Origin of the sequence: Oceanicaulis sp. UBA2681, assembly GCF_002354675.1 — a bacterium.
GTDB classification, from domain to species: domain Bacteria; phylum Pseudomonadota; class Alphaproteobacteria; order Caulobacterales; family Maricaulaceae; genus Oceanicaulis; species Oceanicaulis alexandrii.
This window is the reverse complement of record NZ_DEMB01000016.1, coordinates 133,798-158,180: the sequence shown is the minus strand read 5'-3', so window position 1 is coordinate 158,180 and position 24,383 is coordinate 133,798. Positions and strand designations below refer to the sequence as shown.

Here is a 24,383-nt window from a genome sequence, read left to right as displayed (position 1 = left end):
AAGGGTAAAGCGCTGTTCAAGCCGCTGCGCATGGCCCTGACCGGTCAGGAGCGCGGCCCGGAAATGGCCGAGATCCTGCCCCTGATCGGCGCCGAGAAAGCCAAGGCGCGTTTGAAAGGCGTGACGGTCTAAGCCTCGTCAGGTTCTGACGATTTTAAACCCCGGCCTCGCGCCGGGGTTTTTTGTTTGGGCAACGTTTTTCTCTTTCCCGGCCTTCGCCGGGAAAGAGAGGAGAGGGGAAGCACAAATAGCCCCGCGCGCAAACGCAAGGGTGAGCCATAAGACGGGTCGCGCGGGAGCGGGCCGTCAGAGGTGAACGATAAGTCTTGGAAGCCAACCCGGCTCCCGCGCTGGAGATGTTTTGTCGGGATCACCGCGCGGAGACTTCTGCGCTGTCGCGCCGCCGGTGCAGTCGCCGCCTCATCAGACGCCGCTGTCCTGGACCGCTCGGTGATGATCCGCCTTTTCGGCCAGAGCGTGCGTTAAACCCTCTGTCCTCGGGACATCTCGCCCCTCCCAGCCTGAACGCGCCGGCCGCCCGTCATGGAAGGAACGACTGAGAGTATGGCTCAGCTTTGGGAGGGGGCGGATAAGTTTGCGGCTATCCCCAAACTGAAACCCCGGCCCAGCGGAGCGCAGAGCCGGGGCCTCCATCAGGATAGGGCGCTTGTCGCGGACAGAGGTCCCGGGTCTTCGCTGACGCTCGCCCGGGTAATCAATCTCTATCGTCACTGACCGGATAAGCCCGCGTCGCAGCAGGGCGTCTAGCCGCAGGGCGGCTGATCCAGTCCGGCGGGGGATTTGGTGAAGAGCTCGGCCCCGTCCTTGGTCACGCCGATGGAATGCTCGAACTGGGCGGACAGAGATTTGTCGCGGGTCACCGCCGTCCAGCCGTCATTGAGGATTTTGACGCCCGGCTTGCCGATATTGAGCATGGGTTCGATGGTGAAGAACATGCCTTCTTCGATCACCGGGCCTGTGCCGTATTCGCCAAAATGCAGAACATTCGGCGCGTCATGAAACAGTCGGCCCAGGCCATGGCCGCAGAAATCGCGCACGACGGAATAGCGCTGGGCTTCGGCGTATTCCTGAATGGCGGCGCCGATATCACCGAAATGATTGCCGGGTTTCACCTGCTCGATGCCGCGCATCATCGCTTCATAGGTCACTTCCACAAGACGGGCCGCCTTGCGCTTGACCTCGCCGACGCCAAACATGCGCGAGGTGTCGCCATGCCAGCCGTCGAGCATGCAGGTGACGTCGATATTGACGATATCGCCGTCGCGCAGCGGTTTGTTATTGGGGATGCCGTGACAGACCACATGATTGATCGAGGTGCAGCTCGATTTGGTGTAACCGCGATAAAAGATCGTCGCGGGGGCCGCGCCATGGTCGAGATAGAACTCGCGCACCAGATCATCGAGTTGCTGCGTGGTGACGCCGGGTTTTACATACTCCACCAGCATGTCCAGCGCCCGGGCCGATAACTGGCCCGCCTTGCGCATGCCCTCAAAGTCCTCGGGCGTGTGGCGTTTGATGTGCCCGTCGCGTGTTGGTGCGACGTCGAGGTCCAAGCCGGTGTCAGTCACGTCTTATCCTGTCTTTACCTGACCCCTATATAACCACGCCCGGACCGTGATGGAACATGTCCTTGGGTCCGGGCGCGCATTCAGTCGCAGTTCGTGATCGCCTTACTGGGCGAAGAAGCTGTCTTCGTTCCAGTGCGGGGTCTCATCGCTGTTGGCGATCGCCTCGATTATGGCGAGATTGATGTTGGCGAATTTGGCGCCCTGATCAAACATCACGCCGTTATCGGTCTCATCGCCGGGCGCGTGATAATCACCGCCCAGGAAGTTCAGGAAGCCCTGACCTTCGTCATCATCCGGATTGGGGCTTGAGAAGCCCGTCATCAGGAACAGCGACGGCACGCCCTGGCGGACGAAGTTATAGTGATCCGAACGGACAAAGAGCGCCTGCTGGGGCAGGGGATCTTCGGAAATGCTGGCGCCCACGGTGCGAGCGGCGGCGTCCGCGACCGGACCCAGGCTGGAATGCTCCGCGCCAAAGCCGATCAGGTCGTTGAACTCATACCGGATCACCGGCATGTCCAGATTGATGTTGGCCACCATGCCGTCCATGGCCGGGGTGATGTTGGCGGCGATATGGGCTGAGCCCAGAAGGCCTTTTTCTTCAGCCGTCAGGCCGATAAAGACCACCGGGCGGCGCTGACGCTCGCCTTCGGCCAGAGCGCGGGCGGTCTCGATCATGATCGCCGAGCCCGAAGCGTTGTCGAGCGCGCCGTTACAGATGCGGTCCACATCCTCTTCCAGACGGCAGATGCCGATATGGTCCAGGTGCGCGGTCACGATCACCGGCTCATCCGCCAGCATCGGGTCCGAGCCCGGCAGCACGCCCACCACATTGTCGGAATAGACCATTTCGCGTTCGGTCACAGCGGACAGGCTGAGCGTCTGGTTCATTGCGAAACCGACCGGCGCTTCGCCATTGCCGGCGCTTTCAAGCATGGCGGCGAAGTCCTGGCCGGCCAGCTCGAACAGGCGCGCGGCGACGGCGTCGGAAATCGTCGCGCGGACCTGCAGCTCTGACGCTGCGGACGCCGCTTCCGTGGTCATGCTTTCTCCGGCGGCATAGGGCGCCATGCGGGCAAAGGTCCGTCGGGTGAGGCCCTCAGGCGCGATCTGGACCATGCCGATGGCGCCATTGTCGGCGGCGAAGCGCGCCTTGGTGCGCGACGAGTTCAGGTGTGCGCTGACGTCAGAGGCCAGCTCGCCGGGCGTGCCGGCCAGAACCACGACGATCTTGCCGGTCACATCCAGACCTTCGTAATCGTCATAGCCCAATTGCGGCGTGTCGAGACCAAAGCCGACAAACACCGCTTCCGCTTCAATGGCGGCGTCGTCCAGCACTGCGTGCGGGGAGACGAAGAAGTCTTGGCCGGGGGTGAGCGCTTCGCCATCGAGAATGAAGCTGGCTTCGTCCTGATTGGCGGACATCACCTGCAGCGGCACTTCGGCGCGATAGCCCTCCATGCCGCCTGGCTCCAGCCCGATCAGGCGAAACTGGCTTTCCATATAGGCGGCGGCGATATCATAGCCGCGCTCTCCGGCCTCGCGGCCTTCCAGAAGGTCATCGGCCAGAAACCGGATATGCGCTTCAATCGAAGACGCATTGACAGCGGGCGCCATCGTTTCAGGTTGGGCGGTTTCGGGCGCCGGAACGCTGGCGCAGGCGGTCAGCACCAGGGCGCTGGCCGCAGCAGCGAGTGTCAATCGCATGATAGTCTCCCCTTAATCACATTGGGGCGGACTATAGGCGCGTGTGACGGCTTGAAAAACTTTCCGGTCTGTAATGCGCAGCCGGCGCCGACATCAGCCGCGTTTCAGCCGGGCGTCCAGCGCATCTGCGGCGGCGCTGAGATCGGCGGCCGGTTTGGCGTAATGGCGCGCGAAAGACGGGCTCATACGGGCCGGGCGACCGGTTGAAAGCTGAAAGCAGACCAGCCGTGTCACAGCGCGAAACACCGTCTCTCCGTCTGATACGCGGCGATACTGATACCAGCGTTCCGCCCGTAATTTGCCGTCAGATCGGGCGATCCAGACCGCGCAGGCGATGTCGTCGCCCAGCCGGCAATGGCCCAGATAATCGGCTTCGGTGCGCATGATCGCCATGCCGCGATCCTCAGCCCGGCAGTCTTCGGGCTGAAAGCCGTCCGCCGCCCAGTGCGCCCAGGCGTTCTGATCGGCCCAGCGCAGATAGACCGAGTTGTTGGCGTGATCGAAGGCGTCGATATCCTCCGCCCGGACCGTGACCGGCAGGATGAAGGGGCGGGGCAGGTCCCAGCCTGCGTCTGCCGGGTTCAACACGCTCTGCTCGCTCACAGCTTCACCTCGATTTCACGCACGATTTCGATAGCCTCCAGCGTGATCTCGCACGCCCAGGCGATGACTTCCACGCCCGCAGCCGAGGCGTCACGCAAGGCTTGCGCATAGACCGGATCGAGATCTCCCGCCGGCGCCAACACATCACAATCATTGCGCTGGACGACAAAGAGCTGCACGGCGCGATGGCCCTGACGCACCATCTCGCTCAACTCGCCCAGATGCTTGGCGCCGCGGCTGGTGACGCTGTCTGGAAATTCAGTCAGGCCGGGCGTGCGCCGCAGATGGCAGTTCTTTACTTCCACATAACAGGTCGGTCGGTCTGCACTTTCCAGCAGCAGGTCGATGCGTGAATTGGCGCCGTATTTCACTTCGCGCCGCACAGCGTCATAGCCGGACAGGGCGGGAATGGCGCTCGCGCGGATCGCGTCTTCGGCCAGCCGGTTGGGGCGATTGGTGTTGATGCCGACCAGCGTATTGTCCGCTTCCAGAACTTCCAGCGTGTATTTGAGTTTGCGCTTGGGATCATCGGTATGGCTGAGCCAGCATCGGCTGCCCGGCTCCTTCAGGCCCAGCATCGATCCGGGATTGGGGCAGTGCGCGGTCACGGTCTCGCCGGTCTCAAGCTCTACATCCGCCAGGAAGCGCTTATAGCGTTTGAGCAGGACGCCGGGATGGAGCGGGGCGGGAAATCGCATCACAAGACCTTGGAGAGCGGGAAGGGCGGGACCATAGTCTCCCCCATCAGCGACGCAAGAGAGGGGCGGTCATGACTGAAGCGAACCCGGACGCCGTCAGCGCCGGCATTGTGGTGATCGGCGATGAAATCCTGTCAGGCCGCACCCGCGACATCAATGTGCAGCAGATCGCCGAGTTTCTGGCGCCGCTCGGCATCGGCTTGAAAGAAGTGCGGATCGTGTCCGATGATCAGGACGCCATCGTGGAGGCGGTGAAGGCGTTATCGGCCCGCTGTGACTATGTCTTCACCACGGGCGGCATCGGCCCGACCCATGACGATATCACCGCAGACGCCGTCGCCGCTGCGTTTGGTCGCTCGATTGATGTGCGCGACGATGCGCGCGAAATCCTCGAGCACTGGTACGCCAAGACGAAAACCGAGATCACGCCCGCGCGCCTTCGCATGGCGCGCATCCCCGAGGGCGCGGTTCTGGTGGAGAACCCTGTGACCGGCGCGCCGGGCTTTCAGATCGAGAATGTCTTTGTTCTGGCCGGCGTGCCGAAAATCGCCCGCGGCATGCTCGAAGACATCGCCCCGCGCCTGACGCGGGGCAAGGTGACCCATTCGGTGACCGTCAGGCTGGAAAACGCCCGCGAGGGTGATCTCGCTGAAGCGCTGGGCCAGATGCAGGCTGACTATCCCTCTGTGTCGCTGGGCTCTTACCCCTGGTTCAAGGAGGCCGAGGACGGCTCCATCACCCGCGGCGTGGCGCTGGTCGCGCGCGGCACGGATGAAGCCGTGCTCAAGACCGTTGAAAGCGCGCTGCAGGCGCTTTGGAAACGCGCCTCTTAAAGCAACCGCGCCTTAACGTGCTGGAGGCCATGCTTGCCGTCCCGCGCAGGCCATCTTACGTTTTGGCCTGAACCCGCCTTACCGGCCCTGAGTGTTCAGGGCCTCAAGCCTTTTTTGAGGACCGCCGCCGATGTCTTACGGCTATACCGACCCGATCATCCGCAATGACGACGAAGACGGCGAAGACAAGGACGCGCCGAAAACCCCTGATTATGTGGGCAAGGCGCTTTTTGAAAGCCGCACCATCCTGATCACCGGGGGAATCTCGGACAAAACCGCGCGTGAGGTTTGCGCCCAGCTCTTCGCGCTGGCGGCCAAGTCTGACGACCCGATCCTGATGGTCATCTCCTCGCCGGGCGGCCATGTGGAATCAGGCGACATGATCCACGACACGATGAAATTCATCAAACCGCGCGTGATCGTGCTCGGCTCGGGCTGGGTCGCCAGCGCCGGCGCGCTGATCTTTGTCGGCGCCGCCAAAGAAGACCGGTATGCGCTGCCCAACACCCGCTTCTTGCTGCACCAACCGTCCGGCGGCGCCGGCGGCATGGCGTCCGATATCGAGATCCAGGTCCGCGAGATGCGCTCCATGCGCGAGCGGTTGAACCAGATCTTCGCCGACGCCACGGGACAGTCGCTCGCCCAGATCGAGAAAGACACCGATCGTGATTTCTGGCTGTCAGCCAAGGAAGCGGTGGATTACGGCCTGTGCGGCAAGATCATCACCAGCCAGGATGAGATCAAACGCTAGAGATTTCATCCTTCTGCGCAATGACAGCGGGCCGGACTTGGAAAAGTCCGGCCCGTTTCGTATTCAGAAGACACAGTGTCTGATTAAGGCGCGCATGCGGGCGTGGCGGAATTGGTAGACGCACCGGACTTAAAATCCGTTGGGCGGTAACGCCCGTGCCGGTTCAAGTCCGGCCGCCCGCACCATTTTTCCTGATGCTCAAGCCCGTTCGGGCTTTCGCTCCTCGCTTCGCTGCGGGCGGGCGTTCGCCCTTGCGAGCCTGCGGCTCGGGTGTGGGGAGGCGCTAGGGCGCGGTGACGCCTTGTAAGGGCGGGGTGAGGGTGAGGCTGTAGAACTCGAAAAATCGCGTGCCGCTGTCGAGATAGGGGGCGGCGGCTTGATATTGGGGCAGGCTGCGCAAGGCGCGCAGGCTTTCAATGCTGTCCCATTCGGCCAGGGTGATCTGGTTGGGCGCGTCCAGCGTCTCACCGGTCAGATGGGCGTCGGGATCGTACATCTTGTAGACAAACCGCCCGCCGACGGCGGCGAGGTCCCCGGCGACCATATCGAGATAGCGCGCATAATCGGTCGGATTTTCCGGGTCAAACCAGGCCATCGCCAGCGTGTAAAACTTGTCGGGATCGAGCGTCAGGTCGAGGTCATCTTCCAGAACGGCGCTGTAAACCCGACGCTCCGTCCAGCCTTGAGATGCAAAGCTCTCCAGCAGGGGGCGGCGTTCATAGGTCTCATACGCGTCGGCCGCTTGTTGAGAGGGCCAGACATGCATCTGCACGCTCTCCGGTTCAAAATCCCCCAAAATGGTGCTGCGCACATCAAAGCGCGGCCCGGAAGCCCGCTGTGCGGCGGCCATGGCGTCAAACTGGGCGAAGCCGTTGCGCGCCTGCACGCCTGTTTCTGAAGGCGCGGCGAGCGTGTAGCTGAGCACCGAGCCGGCCTCCAGCCGGGTTTGTGGCGCGCGCGCGTCGGGCGTCAGACCGGCGAAATACACATATGCGTCGAAATGGGCGGCGTTAAACGCATCGGACGCTGTGATGATGTCGTCATTCCCTGTGACGAAGGCGCGGCTTTCGGCATAGTCGCGATAGTAAAACACCTCCACCGTGTCCGGCGTGGGCATGCCCGTCGCCCAGTCCACATCGATCGTCGCCGCAATGGAGAAGGCATGGGGGCGCTCGGCTGCGGTCGCCATGAAGGCGGCATGTTCGGCCTGACGCGCACCCACATCGGTATTGTTGAAGCGGCTGATTTTCAGGACGTAATACCGCTCTGCTGTTTCGGTCATGGAGGCGGGGTGCGCTTCCTTGTTCCGATATGCGCCTTCAATAAGAACGGCGCTCTCGGGCAGGGCGAGACTGAAGCGCAGCGCAGCGCGCCCTTCGGCGGTCGTGGTCTGATCAGTCTCACAGCTCGTGAGAGCAAAATGGGTGGCGTCGCCAAGCGACAGCTCACCGCGGGATGCGCCCACCCGGCCATGACGCCAGACCAAGCACCCAAGGGCATCCAGGGCCGCCGGGGTCTCAAGGGGTAGGGTGATGGGCTGTGGGCTGAGGATCAGCAGTCCGGTTTCGGCCAGGGCCGGGGGTGTCGCTAGTCCAAGCAGAGCGCTGGAGGTCAAGTGGAGTAAGAAACGCATGGGAGCTCTCAATGGTTGATTTTCGCACCATCTATCACTGACAGGCCGGTCTTCTGTGGATTGTCTCTCGCCCCTCTTGGTGCGTTAATGCACCAGAAGGGGCGAAAATGACGAACTGGGATGATTTCAGGCTGGTGCTGGCTCTGGCGCGTACCGGGGGGATAAGACAGGCCGGCGCGGCGTTGGGCGTGAACCATGCCACCGTGTCGCGGCGTCTGGCGGACCTGACCCGGCGCGTGGGCGGAGCGGTCTTTGAACGGATATCCGGTCGCTATCAGGTGACAGCACTGGGGGCGCCTGTGCTGGAAGCGGCGATCCGGATGGAGGCGGCCTGTCTGGAGGGCGAGCGACGCCTTCGCGCGGTGTCGCCAGACATGGCGGGGCCGGTGACGGTGTCCTTGCCACACGCCATCGCACGGGTGGTCTTGCTTGAAGAGCTGACCGCCTTTGCACAAGCCAATCCTGATATTTCGCTGACATTGAAATGCTCGTACGCCTATGCGGATCTAGACCGGTCTGATGCGGACATCGTCATTCGCGGCGCATCTGCGCCGGATGAGCATCTGGTGGGGCGACGGCTGTTTCCCTATGCGCTGGGCCATTACTGCGCCCGGGATTATTTCGACCAGGTGGCCCCGCCTGACCGGCGCTGGCTCGTGCGGCGCACGCCGGCGCAATGGATCGAGCGCTCCCCATGCCCAGAAGCGCCGGTCGGCTATGTGATTGATGATATCGATATGCTGCACGAGGCGGCCGCGCGCGGGCAGGGCATGATCCGGGGGGCTTGCTATATCGCAGAGTCAGATGAGCGATTGATCCGCATTCCGGGCTCAAAAGTGGAGCCTTGGGAAGATTTGTGGGTGCTCACCCATCCCGATCTTCGCGATGCGCCGCGGATCAAGGCGGTGATGGGGCTTGTCACAGAAGCTCTGATGCGTTCCAGAGCCTTGATCGAGCGAGGGGAAACAGACCGCTGCCGGGGCTGACGGCGGCCCGGCGCCCGGGGATTCAGACGCGCGACATGCTCAGAAGTTATTAAAATATGTGCCGCAGAATTCTTGGCATGAGCCGTTTGATTTACGCCAGTGAATTGATCTGTGAGCGTCCGAGGATCTGGTATCTGGCGGTTGGCGCCAACATGACGATTGACCAGTCCGTGCCCGGCATACGCCGCTTGGGCGAGCGCTTCCGGGAGATACCTGTTCAGGGTCTGATCGTGGATTATCGCGCCGCGACGATCCGCCAGCATCCGTTTGAGTACAGCGAGCTGGCCTTGAGCGTCAGCTTGCACATCCCGCTCACAACCCAGATCGCCTACATCACCGGTCCGCGTAACTGCAAGAAAGCGGCGCTGATGGTCAAACTTCTCAGGGACCGTGAATTCGCAGCGCGCGGCTTTCAGCGCTGGGGGCAGATGACCGCCTGGCTGAACTGTCCGCCATCTGTGATGGACCCCATCCCCGGTAAAGGGCGCAATGTCGTCTTGGTTTAGGCTTGAACCTGCGGGTCAGCGGGTGCGGGCTTTGGCGCGCGAAGAGGCGTTGAGGCCGTCAAGGCGTTCACGCCTAGCGCCAGGGCGCTGATCATCAAGCCTGCGAATACGCCCCAGGCTGCCGGGCTTTGATAGCCGGACACGCCATAGGCCAGGAAATGCGCACCCGCGCCAATGAGAATCAGCGCCGAGCCCGACAGTTTCAGACCGCGAGACAGCATCGCGGTTGACGGCGTGAACATGCTGAGCCCGGTGATGATCAGCAAGCCGATCCAGAAGACCGCAGGCATCGCCGCGTCTGCGAGGCCCAGCACCCGGTCGAGCGCCAGCACGAGACCGGTCAGGGCCGGCGGCCCCCAGACCAGTGCGATCCAGCTGCGTTCCAGACGCGGCTGCGGGCCTTTTTTGCGGGCGCGCTTGTAAAGCCAGAGCTGGACGCCGCTGACGCAGACCACGCACAGCGCGAGGCCCAGCGCCACATAGATCAGCTTGACGGGCACGCCGCCCCAGTTTCCGAAATGCAGGTTGTAGACGGACGCCGTGGCCTGTTGACCAAATGCGCCGTCATCCAGCCCGGTCTTGCTGATGAACGCGCCGTCCGGGGAGAATTGCAGGTATTCGCCGAAGATCAGCCGCTGATTGGCGGCGGTCAGGATTTGCAAGGTCTGCCCGTCCTGTCCGGGGTTTTCGATCTGCACGATCCAGGGTGTCAGGCCGGCGTCGGCGAAGTCGGTCTCCACCACGCGCAGCGCCTGGGCGATGTCGGGCAGGGGACCGGCTTCGGCGGTCTCCTCGGCGCCGGGGCCGAATACGGTATCAAACATCTCATTGACGTTCATGCCTGGCTGGGTCTGGGCCAGGGTCAGCGCCACGATGGTGGCGAGCCCCAAAGCGGCGCCGGTCAGCGGGATCATGATGTGAAAGGGCGCGCCCCAGACCGACAGCCGGTTATGGCGGTCCGCCAGGCTCAGCTGCCCATTGCCTGGCTTGTGACTGCGAAACGCATCCCTGAAGACGCGCGGGTGAGCGAGGAACCCCGACACGACCAGCGCCAGCATCATCACGCCCAAAAGCCCCACCACGATCAGGCCCAGCGTGGAGGGCAGATGCAGATAGTAATGCAGGTCGATCAGAAATTCGGAAAAGCCGTGGTCGATCGTCTCGCCCAAAGCCGCGCTCTCATCAATGAACCAGTAGGTGTCGCCATACCCGCCCGCCAGTCGCGGGGAATCCGGGGTGGGCAGGAAGACCGAGATGCGGTCCGGCGTCTCGCCGGCCGCGCTCGCATGATCGAGCAGGGTTTGCGCCGAACGGGCGGCCAGCTCTGGCGATGCGGCGCTGACTTCGGTGATGTGAGGCTGCTCCCAGCGGGCGAACTCGGCGTGAAACACCACCATAACCCCGCTCAGGGAGACGATATAGAGCAAAGCGCCCAGCACCACGCCGATCCCGGCATGGGCGGAGAGCATGCGGGCGACGAGCTTGGCGGAGAGGTCGGGCCAGACAGAGGGGCGAGAGGAAGCGGCCATAAGTCAGGACCTCACGAAACCGGGGGCGAAAGAAAAAGCGCGATGAGCGCGCAGACGAGAGCGAGGCCGACCAGGGCGGCGGTGCGCCAGCGCAGGGGGGCTTCCAGCGCGCAGATCACAGCCAATCCCGCCCAGCCCAGGGGCGCGAACACCAAGGTGGCGAACAGGCTGTCGGGCGTGGCCCAGTTCAAAGTCTGGGTCAGACGGAACAGAGCGATGCTGGCGATCAGAGTCACGCCCAGCGAGACAGGTCCCGCCAGCGCGGCGACGGACAGGGTGCGCAAGCTCGCCATCCAGCGGGAGCGGTCGCCGGTTGAAACCGGGACAGCTTTGAGAGCGGGAGCGGAGACAGGCCGGCTCATCCCTTGTGACATAATGCTCATCGCGCCCAGCATGGGCGCGATGAAAGCCGCGGTGACGCCCAGGTCTGGCCCCAGGGCGAACACGAACGGCCAGGCGGATGCGATCATCAGGCCCCACCCCGCCATCATCAGGCGGCTGTGCGAACCCTGACGCCGGATCCAGGACAGCCGAACCAGCGCCAGGCCGAAAAGACCCAGCGCCAGTCCGGCGATCAGTGCTGCAATCGAAGAGGTCGCCACGATCTCAGCACCTGATCCTAGAAGCGTCGGGCGACGCGAAGATTGACGGTGCGTTCCTCGCCGGGGAAGCAGTCGCCCCGCGCCAGACAGGTGGCGTAATACTCTTCATCAAACAGGTTGCGCACGTTCAACATCGCGCTCCAGTTTTCAAAGTCATAGCCCACCATCATGTCGGCGACCGTGTAGCCGTCGGTTGTGATCGAGCCGCTTTCATTGTCACCCAGATAACGGACGCCTACGCCCAGTCGCAGGTCTTGCATTGCTGTGGGCGAGAACTCGCCCCAGATCGACGCCTGTTCTTCAGGAATGGAAGAGAAGGGCTGGCCGTTAGGGTCTTCCGCGTCCAGCCAGGACGCTGAAGCATTGAGCTTGAGATCACCAACAGGCAGCTCGACGACAGTGACGCCTTCAATCTCAAACCCGGTGATGCTCGCTTCGCCCTCTTGCTGGGAGGGCGCATTGGGCAGGCCTTGCGGATTGGGCAGGTTGGACTGGGTGATGTCGAAATAGGCCAGGGTCACATAGCTGCGCGAACCGGCCGGCTGGTACTTCACGCCCAGCTCGAACTGTTCGCCCTCTTCCGGCTTCAGCGCAGCGCCGGTGACATTGTCCACACCCAGCTGAGGCTCGAAGGATTCAGCATAGCTGACATAGGGCGACAGACCGTTGTCGAAGGCATATAGCAGTCCTGCAGCAATCGTGGTGGCGTCGACATCCTGAGACACGCCGTTATTGCTGTTGGAGACGTCGTCCACACGCACGCCGAAATTGGCGATCCAGTTGTTCCAGCTGATCTGGTCATGGGCGTAAAAGCCCCAGTATTCGCTTTCGCTCTCGGTCGTGCCGCGCACCGCGTCAAGCTCCGCCATGGACGGGACGCCATTGCCGTACACCGGGTTGAAAGCGTTCAGGACGCCCTGACGCAAGAAGGCGCGCGAGGAGGTCAGCTCCACATCCTGATAGTTCACGCCTGCAAGCACTTCGTGCTCCAAGGCGCCGGTCATGAAATCAGCACGGACGCGCGCATCAAACGCGAGCTGTTCGGACGAGGCCGGATTGTCATACCAGGAGCGCACGCCATTGCCGTCGGCGTTGAGCCGCGGCACGCCCGCGCCGGCGAAGGCCAGCCAGCTCTGGGAATACTCGGATGAGGAATCACGCCAGCGCGCCGTGCCTTCCAGCGTGAAAATCTCGTTCAGCTGGTGGCTGGCGATTACGGTGATGGAGGTGGATTCCGTGTCATAACGGTTAAAGCCCGGCTCGCCATGATAGACGGAACTGGACATGTGCTCACCGTTTGGCCCCGGGTACAAAGTCCCGGTCAGGGGCAGGAACTGGTGCGCCGTATCGCCGTCACGCTCGTCATAATTGACCAGCAGATTGATCTCGGTGTTCTCGCCTGGGGTCCAGGTCAGGGACGGCGCCAGCGAGATGGCGTCATCATTCACGTAATCGACCTGGGTGTCGGAATCGCGCGCCACGCCGACAAAACGGGCATAGAGCGTGTCCTCGATCAGCGTGGCGCTGAAATCACCAGCGATTTCCAAGCGATCATGGGTGCCATAGCTCAGCACGACTTCCTGACCGAGATCCGGACCCGCTACCTTTGAGGCGAGGTTCACAATCCCGCCCGGAGAGCCTTGGCCATAGAGAACCGAGGCCGGGCCCTTGAGCACTTCGACCTGATCCACCGTGTAGAGGTGCGGGCGGGTGTTGTTGTAGTTGCCAAACAGGGCCTGCAGGTTGTCGCGATACTCGGGCACGTCCAGACCGCGGACCTGGAAGAAGTCGCCGCGCGTGGAGAAGCCGAATGTGTCGCCGACGACCCCGGCTGTGTAGTTCAGCGAGTCATCAAGCGTCAGCGCGCCCCGCGCCAGAAAGTCCTCAGCGGTGACCACAGACACAGAGCGGGCGGTCTCAAGGATCGGGGCGCTGGATTTCATCGCGCCGAACGCGCCGAGCGAACCAGTGACGACGATCACGTCGTCGGTTTCGCGCTGGTCGGCCTCGGACTGGGCGAGCGCAGCCGGGGTGAGGGCGAGGCAGGCGCATGCGCCAAGCAGAGTAGTACGCAAAGTCATCGGGGATCCCCATTCTCAAATCTGCTTTTTCACTAATGCGAATCATTTTCACTATCAACAGCAGATGAGAATGAATTGCAGGAATAAGTTATTTGACGGGAGAGCGGAGCCGGGGCTGGATGGCGCCATGACGTACGACATCCATGACCATTCCCTGTCAGCGGCGGAAGCGCTGAGCCCCGAGCTTTTTCAGGCGATTGAGCGTCAAGGCGCGCTTGAGCCCTGGACCCCGCCGCAAACCCCGTTCCCGGTTTCGCTCTGTCGTTCTGTGGCGGGCCAGCAATTGAGCGTGAAGGCGGCGGCGTCGATCTGGTCTCGGGTTCAGAGTCTCAGCGAACATCCTGACCAATTGCTCGATGCGTTTCATCCTGACCGGCACGCGGATTTACGCGGCTGTGGCTTGTCGGGGGCGAAGGTGAAGACCCTGATCGCCATCGCGGACGCCCGGCGGGAGGGGTGGCTGGACACAGAGCCCTTGCAGGCCATGAGTCCTCAGGCGCGCTCTGATCGTCTGGTGGAAATCTGGGGCGTGGGGCGCTGGACGGCGGACATGGCCAACATCTTTTATTTCGGCGAACCGGACATCTGGCCCGATGGCGATGTGACCGCCCGCAAGACGCTGGAAAAGCTGACCAGCAAACGCCGCAAGACCGTGCGCACCGCGGCGCGGTTCGCGCCCTACCGGTCTTTTCTGGCGCGGTATATGTGGCGGCATGCGGACGCGCCGCCTGACACCTGAAATCGGGAAAAGTGAGAACCAAACCATTTGTGGCGCGTTCTTGATCTGGTGCTGATCCCTGATCAGCGCCGTGAGACTCGGGTCTGATTGAGGATCGCATGGACGGCGGACCGGTTATGGTCGGCCTGCAGCGACGTCTTCGGTCTCCGTCTGGATCGGGCGCCCGGAGCAGTCCGGGCGCCCGATGACCTGTCTACTGGCTATACCCCGCATACAGATCCGCCAGCGCCAGCGCCAAGGGATAATGGTTTGCGCCGTCCGCATTCGCCGAAGTGGCGACCACCACTTGCGGCTCCACATACACCATCAGGAAGCTCCGGCCGCCCGGGCTGCCGCCAGAATGCGCGGCGTAGTGCAGGCCGATGCTGGGTTCAAATCCGGCTTCCATGCCATAGACATAGCTGACGGTTTCGCCTGCACTCGTCTGGATGGGCATGAAGGCGGCATGGATCTCTTCAGCGTTCAACAAGGAGCCGTCCGCCAGGGCCGCGCCCATCTGCGCCATGTCCCGGCTGGAGGCGATCAGGCCGCCGCCGCCGAACTTGCACTCCGCCGAGAGCGGCATGGGCGCCAGACCTTCGCCGGCGTCAAAATACGGCGTCGCCTTGTCGGCGCTGTCTGAGTCAGCTTGAGCGGTATAAGTCTCGCCCAGTACGGCGCTCATGGCGGCGTCAAAGCTGTCAGCGCCGGTCAGTTCCACCAGAAGATGGCTCAGCAGCACAAAGCCATAGGTGGTGTATTCATGCTGGGATCCGGGCTCATGGATCAGCGGATCATTGATGAAATGTCCCAGCGCGTCTGACGGCAGAGCGCAGCGGCGATCACTGAAGGCGATCCAGTCGTCATCGCCCGTATAGCCGCGCACGCCGGCCGTGTGGCTGAGCAGCTGGCGCAATGTCACGTCCTGATAGGTGGCGGGCAGGGAGGGGTCGATGGCGCGCACCGACTGGTCCAGGTCCAGACCCTGATGCGCCTCCAGTCGGGCGAAAGCGAGCCCGGTCAGAAGCTTGGCCGTCGAGTAGACATTGTAATCGGTCGTAACGCCGTCCTGCGCGCTGCGCATCATGCCGCCTTCGGCTTCAAAGGCGATCTCGCCCTCGACCATGACAGTCACGTTGAGCGCGGGATACGCTTGCGCGAATTGATCAAAGATGGCCTGCGCGGTTTCGTTTTGGCTTTGCGCCAGGGCGGAGGTTGAAACCAGCGCGGCGGCGCCGAGGGCGGCAATAAAGGTTTGCATTGGAAACGTCCTTGTTGTCGTTTGCGTGGGGAGAGGCGTTGACCGCCAACACCCTTCCTGTGCTGGCGGTTTCGAGTGCAGAAAAGCTCAAAAGGACGAACGGCTCATATGCAGGGTGAACAGCTCAAAGCCGCTCTGGCGCGGGCCGGACAGCTCTTGCGTCCTTGGGAAGCGGGGCTGGCGGCTATGCTCTGCGCGCTGGTTCTGCTGGCGCCCTGGCCGACTTCGAATGCGCCGATCTGGCGGGCGGATCGTGTTGAGACTCTGATCGTCTCCCCTGAAGCCGATGACCCGGCGCTCTGGCGCGAGCAAGCGTTCTGGCAGGCCGACCCTGGCGCCGGCGTCTTGCAAGTGCGCTGGCGTGTGCCGGACGCCGCACTGGCGTCAGATACGCCGATGGCGCTGGCCCTGTCCGGCCCGTTTTCCGCTGAAGCCTATTTCAATGGTCAGCTGATCGGCGCCAAGGGCCGCCCCTTGAGTGAGGCGGCGCCCGAGCGCGCCGGGCCGATCGATAGCCTGATCGCCTTGCCGCGGGATCTGATCCGTCCAAGCGACAATGAAGTCAGGCTGGTCCTCTCCAGCACGCGCGCCGGGTATGCGCCCGCCGTGATCGTGCAAACTTTGGCTGTGACGCCGTTTCGGCCCGACGCCAGACGGTCCTTGCGTGATTACGCGCCGACCTTGGGGCTGGCGGGCGTGCTGGCCGTGCTGGCGATCAGCCTGTTCCGGCTGGGGCTCGACCGTGATGATAGAACGGTGTTCTGGCTGGCAGGCGGATTGGCCGCGCTCGTGATCGCAGCGCTGGCTGAGATGTCGCGCGCTTATGTGAATTACCCCTATGACTGGCATCAGCCGCGACAGGTGGTGATTTTGTTGGGAATGGCGGGCGCATCGGCGGGACTTCTGGGTTTTCTGGTTCAGCGCTGGGCGTTGGGCCGGGTGTGGAGCCGGGCCGCCATCGGCATCACCACAGTTTGCGCTCTGCTCGGCGTGCTTTTGTATGACGGCTATGACGGCAAGATCATCCTGCTCACCATGTGTGTGCTGATCGGGGGTCTGGTCTGGACCCTGATCGCGGGCGTGCGCAAAGACCGGAGCGCGTTGGCCATGACGGGGGTCTTCCTGGCGCTCTTGGTCGTTAATCTGGCCGCGCCTGGACGTTTCATCGATCTGGGCGTTTACGCGATCACCGCCATCGCCTTCGGGATCTGGATGATGCGGGCGCCGGACCTGCTATCGCCTGCGGCTGAGTCCCTGGAGACTACAAACCAGACCGCCCTGACTGTGCAGTCGACGGGCAAGATGCACCGTGTGGCGCTCGATGACGTGCTCTATCTGAAGGCGGCGGGCAATTACACTGAGGTGCATCGCTGCTCGGGCGGCTGGCTGCTGGATCAGCGTGGCCTGGCGGCGGTGCTGGACGAGGCGGGTGAGGCCCTGTTGCGGGTTCATCGGTCTTATGCGGTCAATATGAGCAAGGTCGACGCGTTATTGACCCGTCCGGGAAGCCGGTATGGGCTCAGTCTCTTAGGGGGCGCCGAGGCGCCTGTCGGTCGATCGCGGGTTGACGCGGTGCGTGATGCATTATCGCGTTAATCATGTCTTGCGTGACGCGATGATCTGACGTGAACTGTCGCCAGATCAAGGACTTCGCCATGACAGACCACTCCCAGCTCCGCCAAGCCCATCTGGACGCCGTGCGTTCGGGCGCATTTGATCAGCCCACGACCGGGCTTTGCGCCGGCTATGCTCAGGCCAATCTGGTGATCCTGCCGGTGAAGCAGGCCTATGACTTTCTGCTCTTCACCCAGCTCAATCCCAAACCCTGCCCGCTTCTGGGCATGAGCGAGCCGGGCGAGCCGTTGATCCCCAAGCTGGATGTGGATGTGCGTACGGACGCGCCGCGTTATGAGGTCTTCCGAGACGGAGAATACGCCGAAGAACGCACGGATCTGACGGAGCTCTGGCGGGAAGACCTGGTGGCGCTTCTGCTGGGGTGTTCATTCACTTTCGAGCACGCCTTGCTGGCCGAAGGCTTGCCGGTGCGCCATATCGCAGCGGGCACGAACGTGCCGATGTACCGCACCAGTATCGCTTGTACGCCGGTGGGGCCGTTTTCGGGCGGAATGGTCGTCTCCATGCGCGGATATCCGCCAGAGCTGGTGGAGCGGGTAAGCGAGTTGACCGGGCGTTTTCCGGGCAGTCATGGCGGCCCGGTGCATGTGGGCGATCCTGCCGAGATCGGCATCGCCGACATCATGACGCCTGATTTTGGCGACCCTCCTGTGCTGGAAGACGGGGATGTGCCGGTGTTCTGGGCCTGCGGGGTGACGCCGCAGGCTGTTGTGCTGGACGCCAAGCCTGAGCTGGCGATCTTTCACAAGCCGGGCCATATGATCATCACCGCGCAGCGCGACGCGGTGGTGTAAGCGCGCAAGGCCCGCTAGGGTCGGCCCAGCTTTGACTGTCGTGAGCCCTGATGTCTTCTTTCCGCCTTTGTTTTCCGCGACGCCTGGACGGGCAGAACGGGTTCGCCTTCGAATATGACGTTCCCGGCCTTGGCGCCTTTACTGAAACGGTGATTTTCCCCGACGAGGCCCGGTTTGACCGGCTGGATCGCTCAGTCCTTGCCGGGCTTGTGCGGATGGCCGCCATTTTGATCGGGACCAGCTATTACAAGGCGGCGCCGGCCAAGTTGATCGAGCCCGATTTCGCGCTGAGCGACGCTGAGCGGCGCTTGGTCGAGCTGGCCTATGGGCCGGGGTTGGGCGAGTTCTATGTGCGCAATGATCTGCCCTATCCGCCTGATTTTACGATCAAGGCCGAGCCGCGCATGGCGCAGCTTCGAACCCCTGTGATCAAGACCGAAGATGTGCGCGCCGCGGTGGCGTTTGGCGGCGGCAAGGACAGCCATGTGGCCGCCAGCCTGATCAAGGCGTCCGGCGCAGACGTCGAGCGGGTGTCGCTCATCCTGTCTGAAAGCGTAGGTGAACGCCTTGTGGTGATGAGTGAGGCGCCGGTCACGCTGATCCGGCGCCGGATCGATCCGCGCCTGATCGAGCTGGGCCGTTCGGGCCGGGCGCTGAACGGCCATATCCCCATCACGGGCGTCAATTCATGCCTGATGGCGCTTTATGCGGCGGCCAAAGGGCTTGATTGGGTGGTGTTCGCCAATGAGCGCGCCGCCAGTGAGCCGACCATGGAGAGCAATGGCCATCCGGTGAATCACCAATTCTCCAAATCGCTTGAATTTGAAGATGCGCTGCGCGCCGCCTTCACCGCGATCAATGCGCCGGTGACCTATTTCTCGATCCTGCGGCCGGTCAGCGAATTGTGGACGGCGCATTATCTGGCGACGGCGGGAGAGGCGGCGCTGGACATTTTCGCCAGCTGTAATCGCAACTTTGTGTTTGCGGGTCCGAACGCCCTGCCCAAGGGCAAGCGCTGGTGCGGGGCGTGCGCGAAATGCGTCTACACGGCCGTCTTGCTCGCGCCGTTCCTGTCGGTTGAACGCCATGAGCAGGTTTTCCAGTCCAAGCCTTTGCACAACCCCGAGAACCTCGACTTCCTGCGTGAGATCGCCGGTTTGACCGACGCCAAGCCGTGGGAGTGCGTCGGGGAGCGACGCGAGGTGGCGGCCGCGATCAGCCATCTACTGACCGATGCGGACTGGGCGAAAGCGCTGCTAATTCAGGCGATTGAGCCTGAACTCTTCAGTCAGTGGGCGCCTGAAGACCTGCAGCAGGCCTGGGCTGAGGCGCTGGACGCCCGCTCCGAGCATCGCATGCCGGCGCCGGTCGCCGAACTTATGGCCGCAAGCTGATCTTCTGCATGAAGTTGGCGTCGCGGAAGCCGAAACCTTGAATTGAATCAGTGAGCGGGTTTTATCCTAGCTTCTTCGCGGCTTGCGCGAAGGCGTCGCCGCGAGCGCCGAAATAGGTAAAGGCTGCGCCCCTTGGCGCCGCCGGACTCATCATCACGATCCCGCCTTCGGGCAAGGCCTCATAGGCACGTTTCACGGCCAGCTCAAAGTCTGGCTCGTAAGCCGTTATATTTGCGTGTGGACCAGATTTCAGGGCGTCAGCAATGCTGGGCCCGTTCTCTGGGATGGTGATGATGGCCTTGATCCGGGTCTCGTTTTTGAGCCCCTCGGCCAGCGGCGCATAATCCTGTTCGCGGTCTTCACCCCCGAGGATCAGGCTGACCGGGCGGTCCGGGAACGCCTCCAGCGCCAGCAGACAGGACTGGGGCGTTGTGCACAGCGTGTCGTCGATGAAGTCGACTCCATTGAGGCTGTGTACGGTTTCAAGCCGGTGGGGCAGGCCCTTGAAGCTCGCAAGGCTGCCGAACGCGTCGTACGCATCGAGCCCCAAGCCCTCGATCACCGCCAGCGCGGCGCAGGCGTTCGCGGCGTTATGGGCGCCGGGAAGCGCGGGGATACGGCCCCAGGCCTCAGCCCCATAATGAATGACGCCGTCGGGGGCGTGAAAGCCTTCAGACTGGTCATACCAGAGGGTGTTCGGACGATGCACGAACAGCGAGGTCAGGCGCGCATCCTTGGCGCTCATGACGCCGCGCGCATTGGGGTCCAGCATGGCGAGCCGGGCCTTGTCGCGGCGGTATTGCTCCACCCCGCGATGCCAGGGCGCGTGATCATTGAGAAGGTTCAAGAACACAAACCAGTCCGGCGCATGAACAAGGTCGGCGATCTGATAGCTCGACAGCTCGACCACCACGATCTCGGCGTCGTCTGGCGTGTTGATCACCGGCTCGCCGATATTGCCCGCCAGCACGACGTTGACGCCGAGGCTTTTGAGCATGTGATGCAGCAGGCTCGCGGTCGTGGATTTGCCCTTGGTGCCCGTCACCCCGATCACGGTCTGATGCTCAGGCTTGGACGCGAACCACAGATTGGTCTGGCTGGTCAGCTCGGCGCCCAGGTCCATCGCCTCTGCCAGGCGCGCATCATACAGCGACACCCCCGGTGATTTCACGATCAGCGATTGCCCCGCCAGGGTGATGGCGCGCGCCAGATCATCCTGACCGACGTACTCGACGCCTTCGGGCAAGTCTTCGGGCTCATGTGAGTCAATCACATACTGCGCGGCGTCAGGCGCGCGTTCGCGCACATGGTCGAGCGCGGCGCGCCCTTCCTTGCCGAAGCCCCAGATGAAAATGGCGTCGAACTCTGACAGCGGGGTCATGGATTATCCGGAAAAACGAATGAGGAAGCGTTTGGCCTTGCCCACGCTCATCACCACGGCGCCGGCGCCAGTGCGATGCTCGCGCAGATCTGAGTTTTCGTCCTGAACTTTTACGCCGTTCAGCGACACCGAGTTCTGCTTGAGAAGGCGCCGCGCTTCGCTCTTGGACGCGGCGGCGCCCAGGTCTTCAGCGACGAGCGCGTCAATGAGCGGCAGCGCGTCGCCGCCGCTGGCGTCCAGCGTCGGCACGGCGCGGGCGATCATGTCGATCAGCTCGGCGCTGAGATTGTCGGACTTGCCCTTGAAGATCACGGTGGAGGCTTCAATCGCCAGATCGGCGGCCTTCTGACCATGCACGCGCGCTGTCAGAAGCTCGGCGAGGGCTTTCTGAGGCAGGCGCAGATGTGGCTCGGCCTCACTCAGCTCTGCAAGCTGGCTGAGATCAATGTCGGTCAGCCAGCTGAGGAATTTCGGGGCGTCCGCGTCGGCGCTGTTCAGCCAGAACTGGTAGAACTCGTAAGGGCTCGTCAGCTCCGGATCGATCCAGACCGCGCCTTTTTCCGACTTGCCGTATTTCTTGCCTTCCGAATTGGTCAGCAGCGGATAGGTGACGGCATGGGCGTGCTGGCCCTCGATGCGCCGCACCAGATCCACGCCGCCCACGATATTGCCCCATTGGTCCGAGCCGCCCATCTGGATCTGGACATTATGGGCGCGGTGCAGGTGCACGAAGTCATAGCCCTGCAGGAGCTGGTAGGAAAACTCGGTGAAGGAGATGCCCTGATCGCGGTTTTCGATGCGGTTGCGCACCGAATCCTTGGTCAGCATGGCGTTGACCGAGAAATGCTTGCCCACATCACGCAAGAAGCTGATCACGTCCATCTTCCGCCACCAGTCGGCGTTGTTGACGTAAATCGGCTCCGGCCCGTCAGTCAGCGCGAACAGACGTTCAAACTGCTTGCGCTGGCCTTCGATATTGGCCTGCACGATGTCTTCAGTCTGCAGATTGCGTTCGGCGTCCTTGCCCGACGGATCGCCGATCAGCCCCGTGGCGCCGCCCAGCAGCACCACGACCTGTCCGCCGCGCTGGCGATAGCGGTCCATGCCCAGAAGCGGCATCAGATTGCCCGCATGCAGGCTCGGCGCGCTCGGGTCAAAGCCCACATACATTGCCGGTTTGTGCTCGGCGATATAAGCGTCAGTCAGCTCGGGCGTCTTCTGGTTGAGAAGGCCGCGGGCTTCCATATCGGCGAGGAAGGGCGTGGCTTTGGGATCGGCGAGGCGAACGCTCATGAGGCTCTCTTGGCGGTAGGAACAGTCAAGCCTTCGGCTTAGCCGTCCCCACCCCGTCTTGCAACGCCGTGATGGCGCACAGCTGTGTCACTCCATCCGGTCATAGGGAGTCTTCTCCACGTCAGCTGCGATGGGATCGCCGCTGTCGCGCTCGGCCACGGCTTGTTTGAAGCCGACCTCCTGGGCGCGTTGACGGAACCACATGCCTTCAGGCGAATGGCGCGAGACGCCGTCAAACACGGTCGCCAGCATCTGGGTGTTGGACAGCCCCATGGTCTCATAGGCCTGATTGACCACCATTTTGGTCATCATCAGCTGGTTCTTGGGCACGCCCTGAAGTCGGCCGGCCAGACGCTCCACCGCTGCATCAAGATCGGCTTCCGGCACGCATTCCAGCGCCAGCCCGATGCGCTCGGCTTCTTTGCCGTCAATCAGCTCGCCGGTCATCATCATGCGTTTGGCCTGCTGCGGACCCAGGCGATACACCCACATGGACGGCGTGGGCACGCCCCAGACGCGGGCCGGCGGATACCCGATGCGGGCGTCTTCGGCCATGATCACGAAATCACAGCACAAGGCGATGTCGGACCCGCCCGCCGCCGCGGCGCCGTGCACGCGGGCGATGGTGGGCTTGTGACAGCGCCACAGGCTCATGAAATCGAGCGTGTTCTGATGCATGAAGGCATAGTCGATCATCGGGTCCCAGGGCATGTCCTGACTGCCCGGCAGCTCGCCCTCGCGCTCGGCATAGTCCTTCAGGTCATAGCCGCCGCAAAAGCCCTTGCCCGCGCCCTGGACCACGATCACGTGGACGGCCGGGTCGCGTTCCGCTTTCTTCACCGCGCCCGCGATATCGCCCGGCATGGCGTCATTGATGGCGTTCAAACGATCAGGACGGTTCAGGGTGATCGTGCAGACCCGACCCTAGACCTCGTAAAGCAGGGTGGAAAATTCGCTCATCTCAGTCTCCGCAAAGTCGGGTGATCAAGGCGCCGTCGACGCCTGCTTTTTCAAGGATCATGCGTGTGTCCGCTCCTAGCTGGCCTGAACAGGTCGCGCCCTGACCGGGACGCTCGCCGTCAAAGCGCGCCGCGGCGCCGGGCAGGCGCACCGGCCCCGGACCGTCCGCGTCGCCTTCATAGATAAAGCCGCTGGCGTCGAGCTGGGGATGGGTCAGGATATCGTCTGAGCTGTTCACCTTGCCGGCGGGTACGCCCGCCGCGCGCAAACGCTCCAGCAAGGCGTCCACGGGCTGGTCTTCGGCCAGCGGCGCGCAGGTCTCGCGGATGAAGTCCCAGTTTGCAAAGCGGCTCGCCATATCGGCGCAGCGTGGATCGTCGAGCAATTGCGGCGCCCCGACGGCATCGCACCAGGCGCCGAACTCTTTTTCTGACAGCATCACGACGACGAACCAGCCATCGGCCGCCTTCCAGGGGCGGTAAACCTTGGCGATGTTGGGGCCGGGCTGAAGCGGGTCCTTCAGCGTCAGCGGCATGTGCACATCCATCCAGGAGAAGGCGAGGGCGGCTTCCAGCATGGACACCGCCACATGGCGGCCCTGGCCGTCGCGTTCCCGCCCCACAAGGGCGCTGGTGATCGCCTGGCACAGATAGAGCCCCGCCACCTTGTCGCAGATATATTGCGGGTAAAGCTCAGGTTCTGGCTTGTCGGGGCGGGCGGCCAGCCCGCTTTCCGCCTGGATCACCGGGTCATAGGCGCGCACATCGCTCAAGGGGTCCCAGGGGCCGAAGCCCGTGACTTCCGCCACGATTAGATCGGGGTGCGTGCGCCGCAGGGTGGGAGCGTCGAGCTTGAGCTTTTGCGCTGCAGCCGGGCGGTAATTGTGCATCACCACATCGGCCTGCCGGATGAGGATCTGCAGCGCCGCCTGCGCGTCTGCGTCGGTCAGGTCGTGGCTGATCAGGGATTTGCCGCGGTTCAGCGTCTGAAACGTCGAGCTGGAGCCATCCTTGGCGATAAAGCCCAGACGGCGGACCAGGTCGCCGCCGGGCGGCTCGACCTTGATCACATGGGCGCCTTGCTGGGTCAGCGTCAGGCTGGCGATAGGGCCGGCGACGACCGTTGTCAGGTCAAGCACCGTCAGCCCGGCCAGGGGTGTGGCTAGGGTCATGATTTCCTCCCGTGAGCGCGCGATTTTTCGCGTCGTTTGTTCGAGACTGGCGCAGCCCGCTTCCCCGGACAAGCCAAGCTGGTACGGTGAATATGATTAGTTCTGGAGAATCGCCTTGATGCGGGAAACGGTGACAATCAGCGCGATACAGGCGCTGGCGGAGTCAGATCCGGTGTTTGTGGACGCCAGCTGGTTCCTGCCCGGGGCGGGCATGACCGGTGAAGAGGTCTTTGAAGAGCGCCGCCTGCCGCGCGCGGT

General features: G+C 63.0%; 21 protein-coding genes, 1 tRNA gene and 1 pseudogene. 10 read left to right on the top strand and 13 right to left on the bottom strand.

Going from position 1 to position 24,383, the window contains the following annotated elements; translation table 11 throughout:
- The coding region (locus tag B3M53_RS12055; RefSeq protein WP_286800865.1) for a hypothetical protein at positions 1-132 on the top strand (132 nt) is incomplete at its 5' end.
- Positions 133-764: 632 nt separating this feature from the next.
- Here the strand turns inward: B3M53_RS12055 and map are convergent.
- The 4 genes from map to sfsA all read right to left on the bottom strand — a co-directional run bounded on the left by map (position 765) and on the right by sfsA (position 4,597).
- Positions 765-1,589, bottom strand: coding sequence for a type I methionyl aminopeptidase (gene map / locus B3M53_RS12050; RefSeq protein ID WP_022699915.1), 825 nt, complete (start codon positions 1,587-1,589; stop codon positions 765-767).
- 102 nt (positions 1,590-1,691) lie between these two features.
- Positions 1,692-3,296, bottom strand: coding sequence for a M28 family metallopeptidase (locus tag B3M53_RS12045; RefSeq protein ID WP_273020790.1), 1,605 nt, complete (start codon positions 3,294-3,296; stop codon positions 1,692-1,694).
- Positions 3,297-3,389: 93 nt separating this feature from the next.
- Positions 3,390-3,899, bottom strand: coding sequence for an acyl-CoA thioesterase (locus B3M53_RS12040; RefSeq protein ID WP_273020789.1), 510 nt, complete (start codon positions 3,897-3,899; stop codon positions 3,390-3,392).
- Positions 3,896-4,597 carry a DNA/RNA nuclease SfsA gene (gene sfsA, locus B3M53_RS12035; RefSeq protein WP_273020788.1) on the bottom strand — a complete coding sequence of 234 codons (702 nt, stop codon included), beginning with the start codon at positions 4,595-4,597 and terminating at the stop codon, positions 3,896-3,898. Before sfsA ends, B3M53_RS12040 begins: the two co-directional genes overlap by 4 nt.
- A 71-nt stretch (positions 4,598-4,668) precedes the next feature.
- Between sfsA and B3M53_RS12030 the strand changes: the two genes are divergently transcribed.
- The 3 genes from B3M53_RS12030 to B3M53_RS12020 all read left to right on the top strand — a co-directional run bounded on the left by B3M53_RS12030 (position 4,669) and on the right by B3M53_RS12020 (position 6,366).
- Positions 4,669-5,430 carry a competence/damage-inducible protein A gene (locus B3M53_RS12030; RefSeq protein ID WP_273020786.1) on the top strand — a complete coding sequence of 254 codons (762 nt, stop codon included), beginning with the start codon at positions 4,669-4,671 and terminating at the stop codon, positions 5,428-5,430.
- Positions 5,431-5,560: 130 nt separating this feature from the next.
- Complete coding sequence (locus B3M53_RS12025) at positions 5,561-6,181, top strand: ATP-dependent Clp protease proteolytic subunit (RefSeq protein ID WP_022699910.1); 621 nt, start codon at positions 5,561-5,563, stop codon at positions 6,179-6,181.
- Positions 6,182-6,277: 96 nt separating this feature from the next.
- A tRNA-Leu gene (locus tag B3M53_RS12020) sits at positions 6,278-6,366 on the top strand.
- Positions 6,367-6,464: 98 nt separating this feature from the next.
- Here B3M53_RS12020 and B3M53_RS12015 read toward each other — a convergent pair.
- On the bottom strand, positions 6,465-7,814 hold the full coding sequence (locus B3M53_RS12015; RefSeq protein ID WP_160092261.1) for a DUF1330 domain-containing protein: 1,350 nt from the start codon (positions 7,812-7,814) through the stop codon (positions 6,465-6,467).
- A gap of 107 nt (positions 7,815-7,921) precedes the next feature.
- On the opposite strand from B3M53_RS12015, the gene B3M53_RS12010 reads away from it, so the two are divergent.
- Complete coding sequence (locus B3M53_RS12010) at positions 7,922-8,800, top strand: LysR family transcriptional regulator (protein ID WP_160092260.1); 879 nt, start codon at positions 7,922-7,924, stop codon at positions 8,798-8,800.
- A 77-nt stretch (positions 8,801-8,877) separates the two neighbouring features.
- Complete coding sequence (locus B3M53_RS12005; RefSeq protein WP_022699883.1) at positions 8,878-9,306, top strand: hypothetical protein; 429 nt, start codon at positions 8,878-8,880, stop codon at positions 9,304-9,306.
- On the opposite strand, the gene B3M53_RS12000 is transcribed toward B3M53_RS12005, so the two are convergent.
- The 3 genes from B3M53_RS12000 to B3M53_RS11990 are packed head-to-tail and all read right to left on the bottom strand — an operon-like array spanning position 9,303 to position 13,518.
- A complete protein-coding gene (locus tag B3M53_RS12000) occupies positions 9,303-10,835 on the bottom strand; it encodes a PepSY-associated TM helix domain-containing protein (protein WP_273020782.1) in 1,533 nt (510 codons plus the stop codon). The two genes, B3M53_RS12005 and B3M53_RS12000, sit on opposite strands and share 4 nt — an antisense overlap.
- A gap of 11 nt (positions 10,836-10,846) precedes the next feature.
- Complete coding sequence (locus B3M53_RS11995) at positions 10,847-11,437, bottom strand: hypothetical protein (RefSeq protein WP_273020781.1); 591 nt, start codon at positions 11,435-11,437, stop codon at positions 10,847-10,849.
- A 17-nt stretch (positions 11,438-11,454) separates the two neighbouring features.
- Positions 11,455-13,518 carry a TonB-dependent siderophore receptor gene (locus B3M53_RS11990; protein WP_022699880.1) on the bottom strand — a complete coding sequence of 688 codons (2,064 nt, stop codon included), beginning with the start codon at positions 13,516-13,518 and terminating at the stop codon, positions 11,455-11,457.
- 127 nt (positions 13,519-13,645) lie between these two features.
- Between B3M53_RS11990 and B3M53_RS11985 the strand changes: the two genes are divergently transcribed.
- A complete protein-coding gene (locus B3M53_RS11985) occupies positions 13,646-14,257 on the top strand; it encodes a DNA-3-methyladenine glycosylase family protein (protein ID WP_160092257.1) in 612 nt (203 codons plus the stop codon).
- Positions 14,258-14,450: 193 nt separating this feature from the next.
- Here the strand turns inward: B3M53_RS11985 and B3M53_RS11980 are convergent, their stop codons facing one another.
- On the bottom strand, positions 14,451-15,497 hold the full coding sequence (locus B3M53_RS11980) for a serine hydrolase domain-containing protein (RefSeq protein WP_022699878.1): 1,047 nt from the start codon (positions 15,495-15,497) through the stop codon (positions 14,451-14,453).
- Positions 15,498-15,605: 108 nt separating this feature from the next.
- On the opposite strand from B3M53_RS11980, the gene B3M53_RS11975 reads away from it, so the two are divergent.
- From B3M53_RS11975 to B3M53_RS11965, 3 genes are read left to right on the top strand one after another with little or no spacing between them, the layout of a single operon-like run.
- Positions 15,606-17,093 carry a LytTR family DNA-binding domain-containing protein gene (locus B3M53_RS11975; protein ID WP_273020778.1) on the top strand — a complete coding sequence of 496 codons (1,488 nt, stop codon included), beginning with the start codon at positions 15,606-15,608 and terminating at the stop codon, positions 17,091-17,093.
- Positions 17,094-17,152: 59 nt separating this feature from the next.
- The gene (locus B3M53_RS11970; protein WP_273020777.1) at positions 17,153-17,926 is read left to right on the top strand and encodes a putative hydro-lyase; all 774 of its coding nucleotides are present in this window, start codon (positions 17,153-17,155) and stop codon (positions 17,924-17,926) included.
- Between the two features lie 50 nt (positions 17,927-17,976).
- Entirely contained in the window at positions 17,977-19,320 is a 1,344-nt protein-coding gene (locus tag B3M53_RS11965) for a hypothetical protein (protein ID WP_273020776.1), read from the top strand.
- Between the two features lie 61 nt (positions 19,321-19,381).
- Here B3M53_RS11965 and murD read toward each other — a convergent pair whose 3' ends face one another.
- The 4 genes and pseudogenes from murD to B3M53_RS11945 all read right to left on the bottom strand — a co-directional run bounded on the left by murD (position 19,382) and on the right by B3M53_RS11945 (position 24,125).
- Positions 19,382-20,701, bottom strand: coding sequence for a UDP-N-acetylmuramoyl-L-alanine--D-glutamate ligase (gene murD / locus B3M53_RS11960; RefSeq protein ID WP_273020774.1), 1,320 nt, complete (start codon positions 20,699-20,701; stop codon positions 19,382-19,384).
- 3 nt (positions 20,702-20,704) lie between these two features.
- Positions 20,705-21,994, bottom strand: coding sequence for a tyrosine--tRNA ligase (tyrS, locus tag B3M53_RS11955; RefSeq protein WP_022699873.1), 1,290 nt, complete (start codon positions 21,992-21,994; stop codon positions 20,705-20,707).
- An 87-nt stretch (positions 21,995-22,081) separates the two neighbouring features.
- Positions 22,082-22,954: pseudogene (locus B3M53_RS11950) on the bottom strand (crotonase/enoyl-CoA hydratase family protein).
- A 1-nt stretch (position 22,955) separates the two neighbouring features.
- On the bottom strand, positions 22,956-24,125 hold the full coding sequence (locus B3M53_RS11945) for a CaiB/BaiF CoA transferase family protein (RefSeq protein ID WP_273020773.1): 1,170 nt from the start codon (positions 24,123-24,125) through the stop codon (positions 22,956-22,958).
- Between the last annotated feature and the right edge of the window lie 258 nt (positions 24,126-24,383).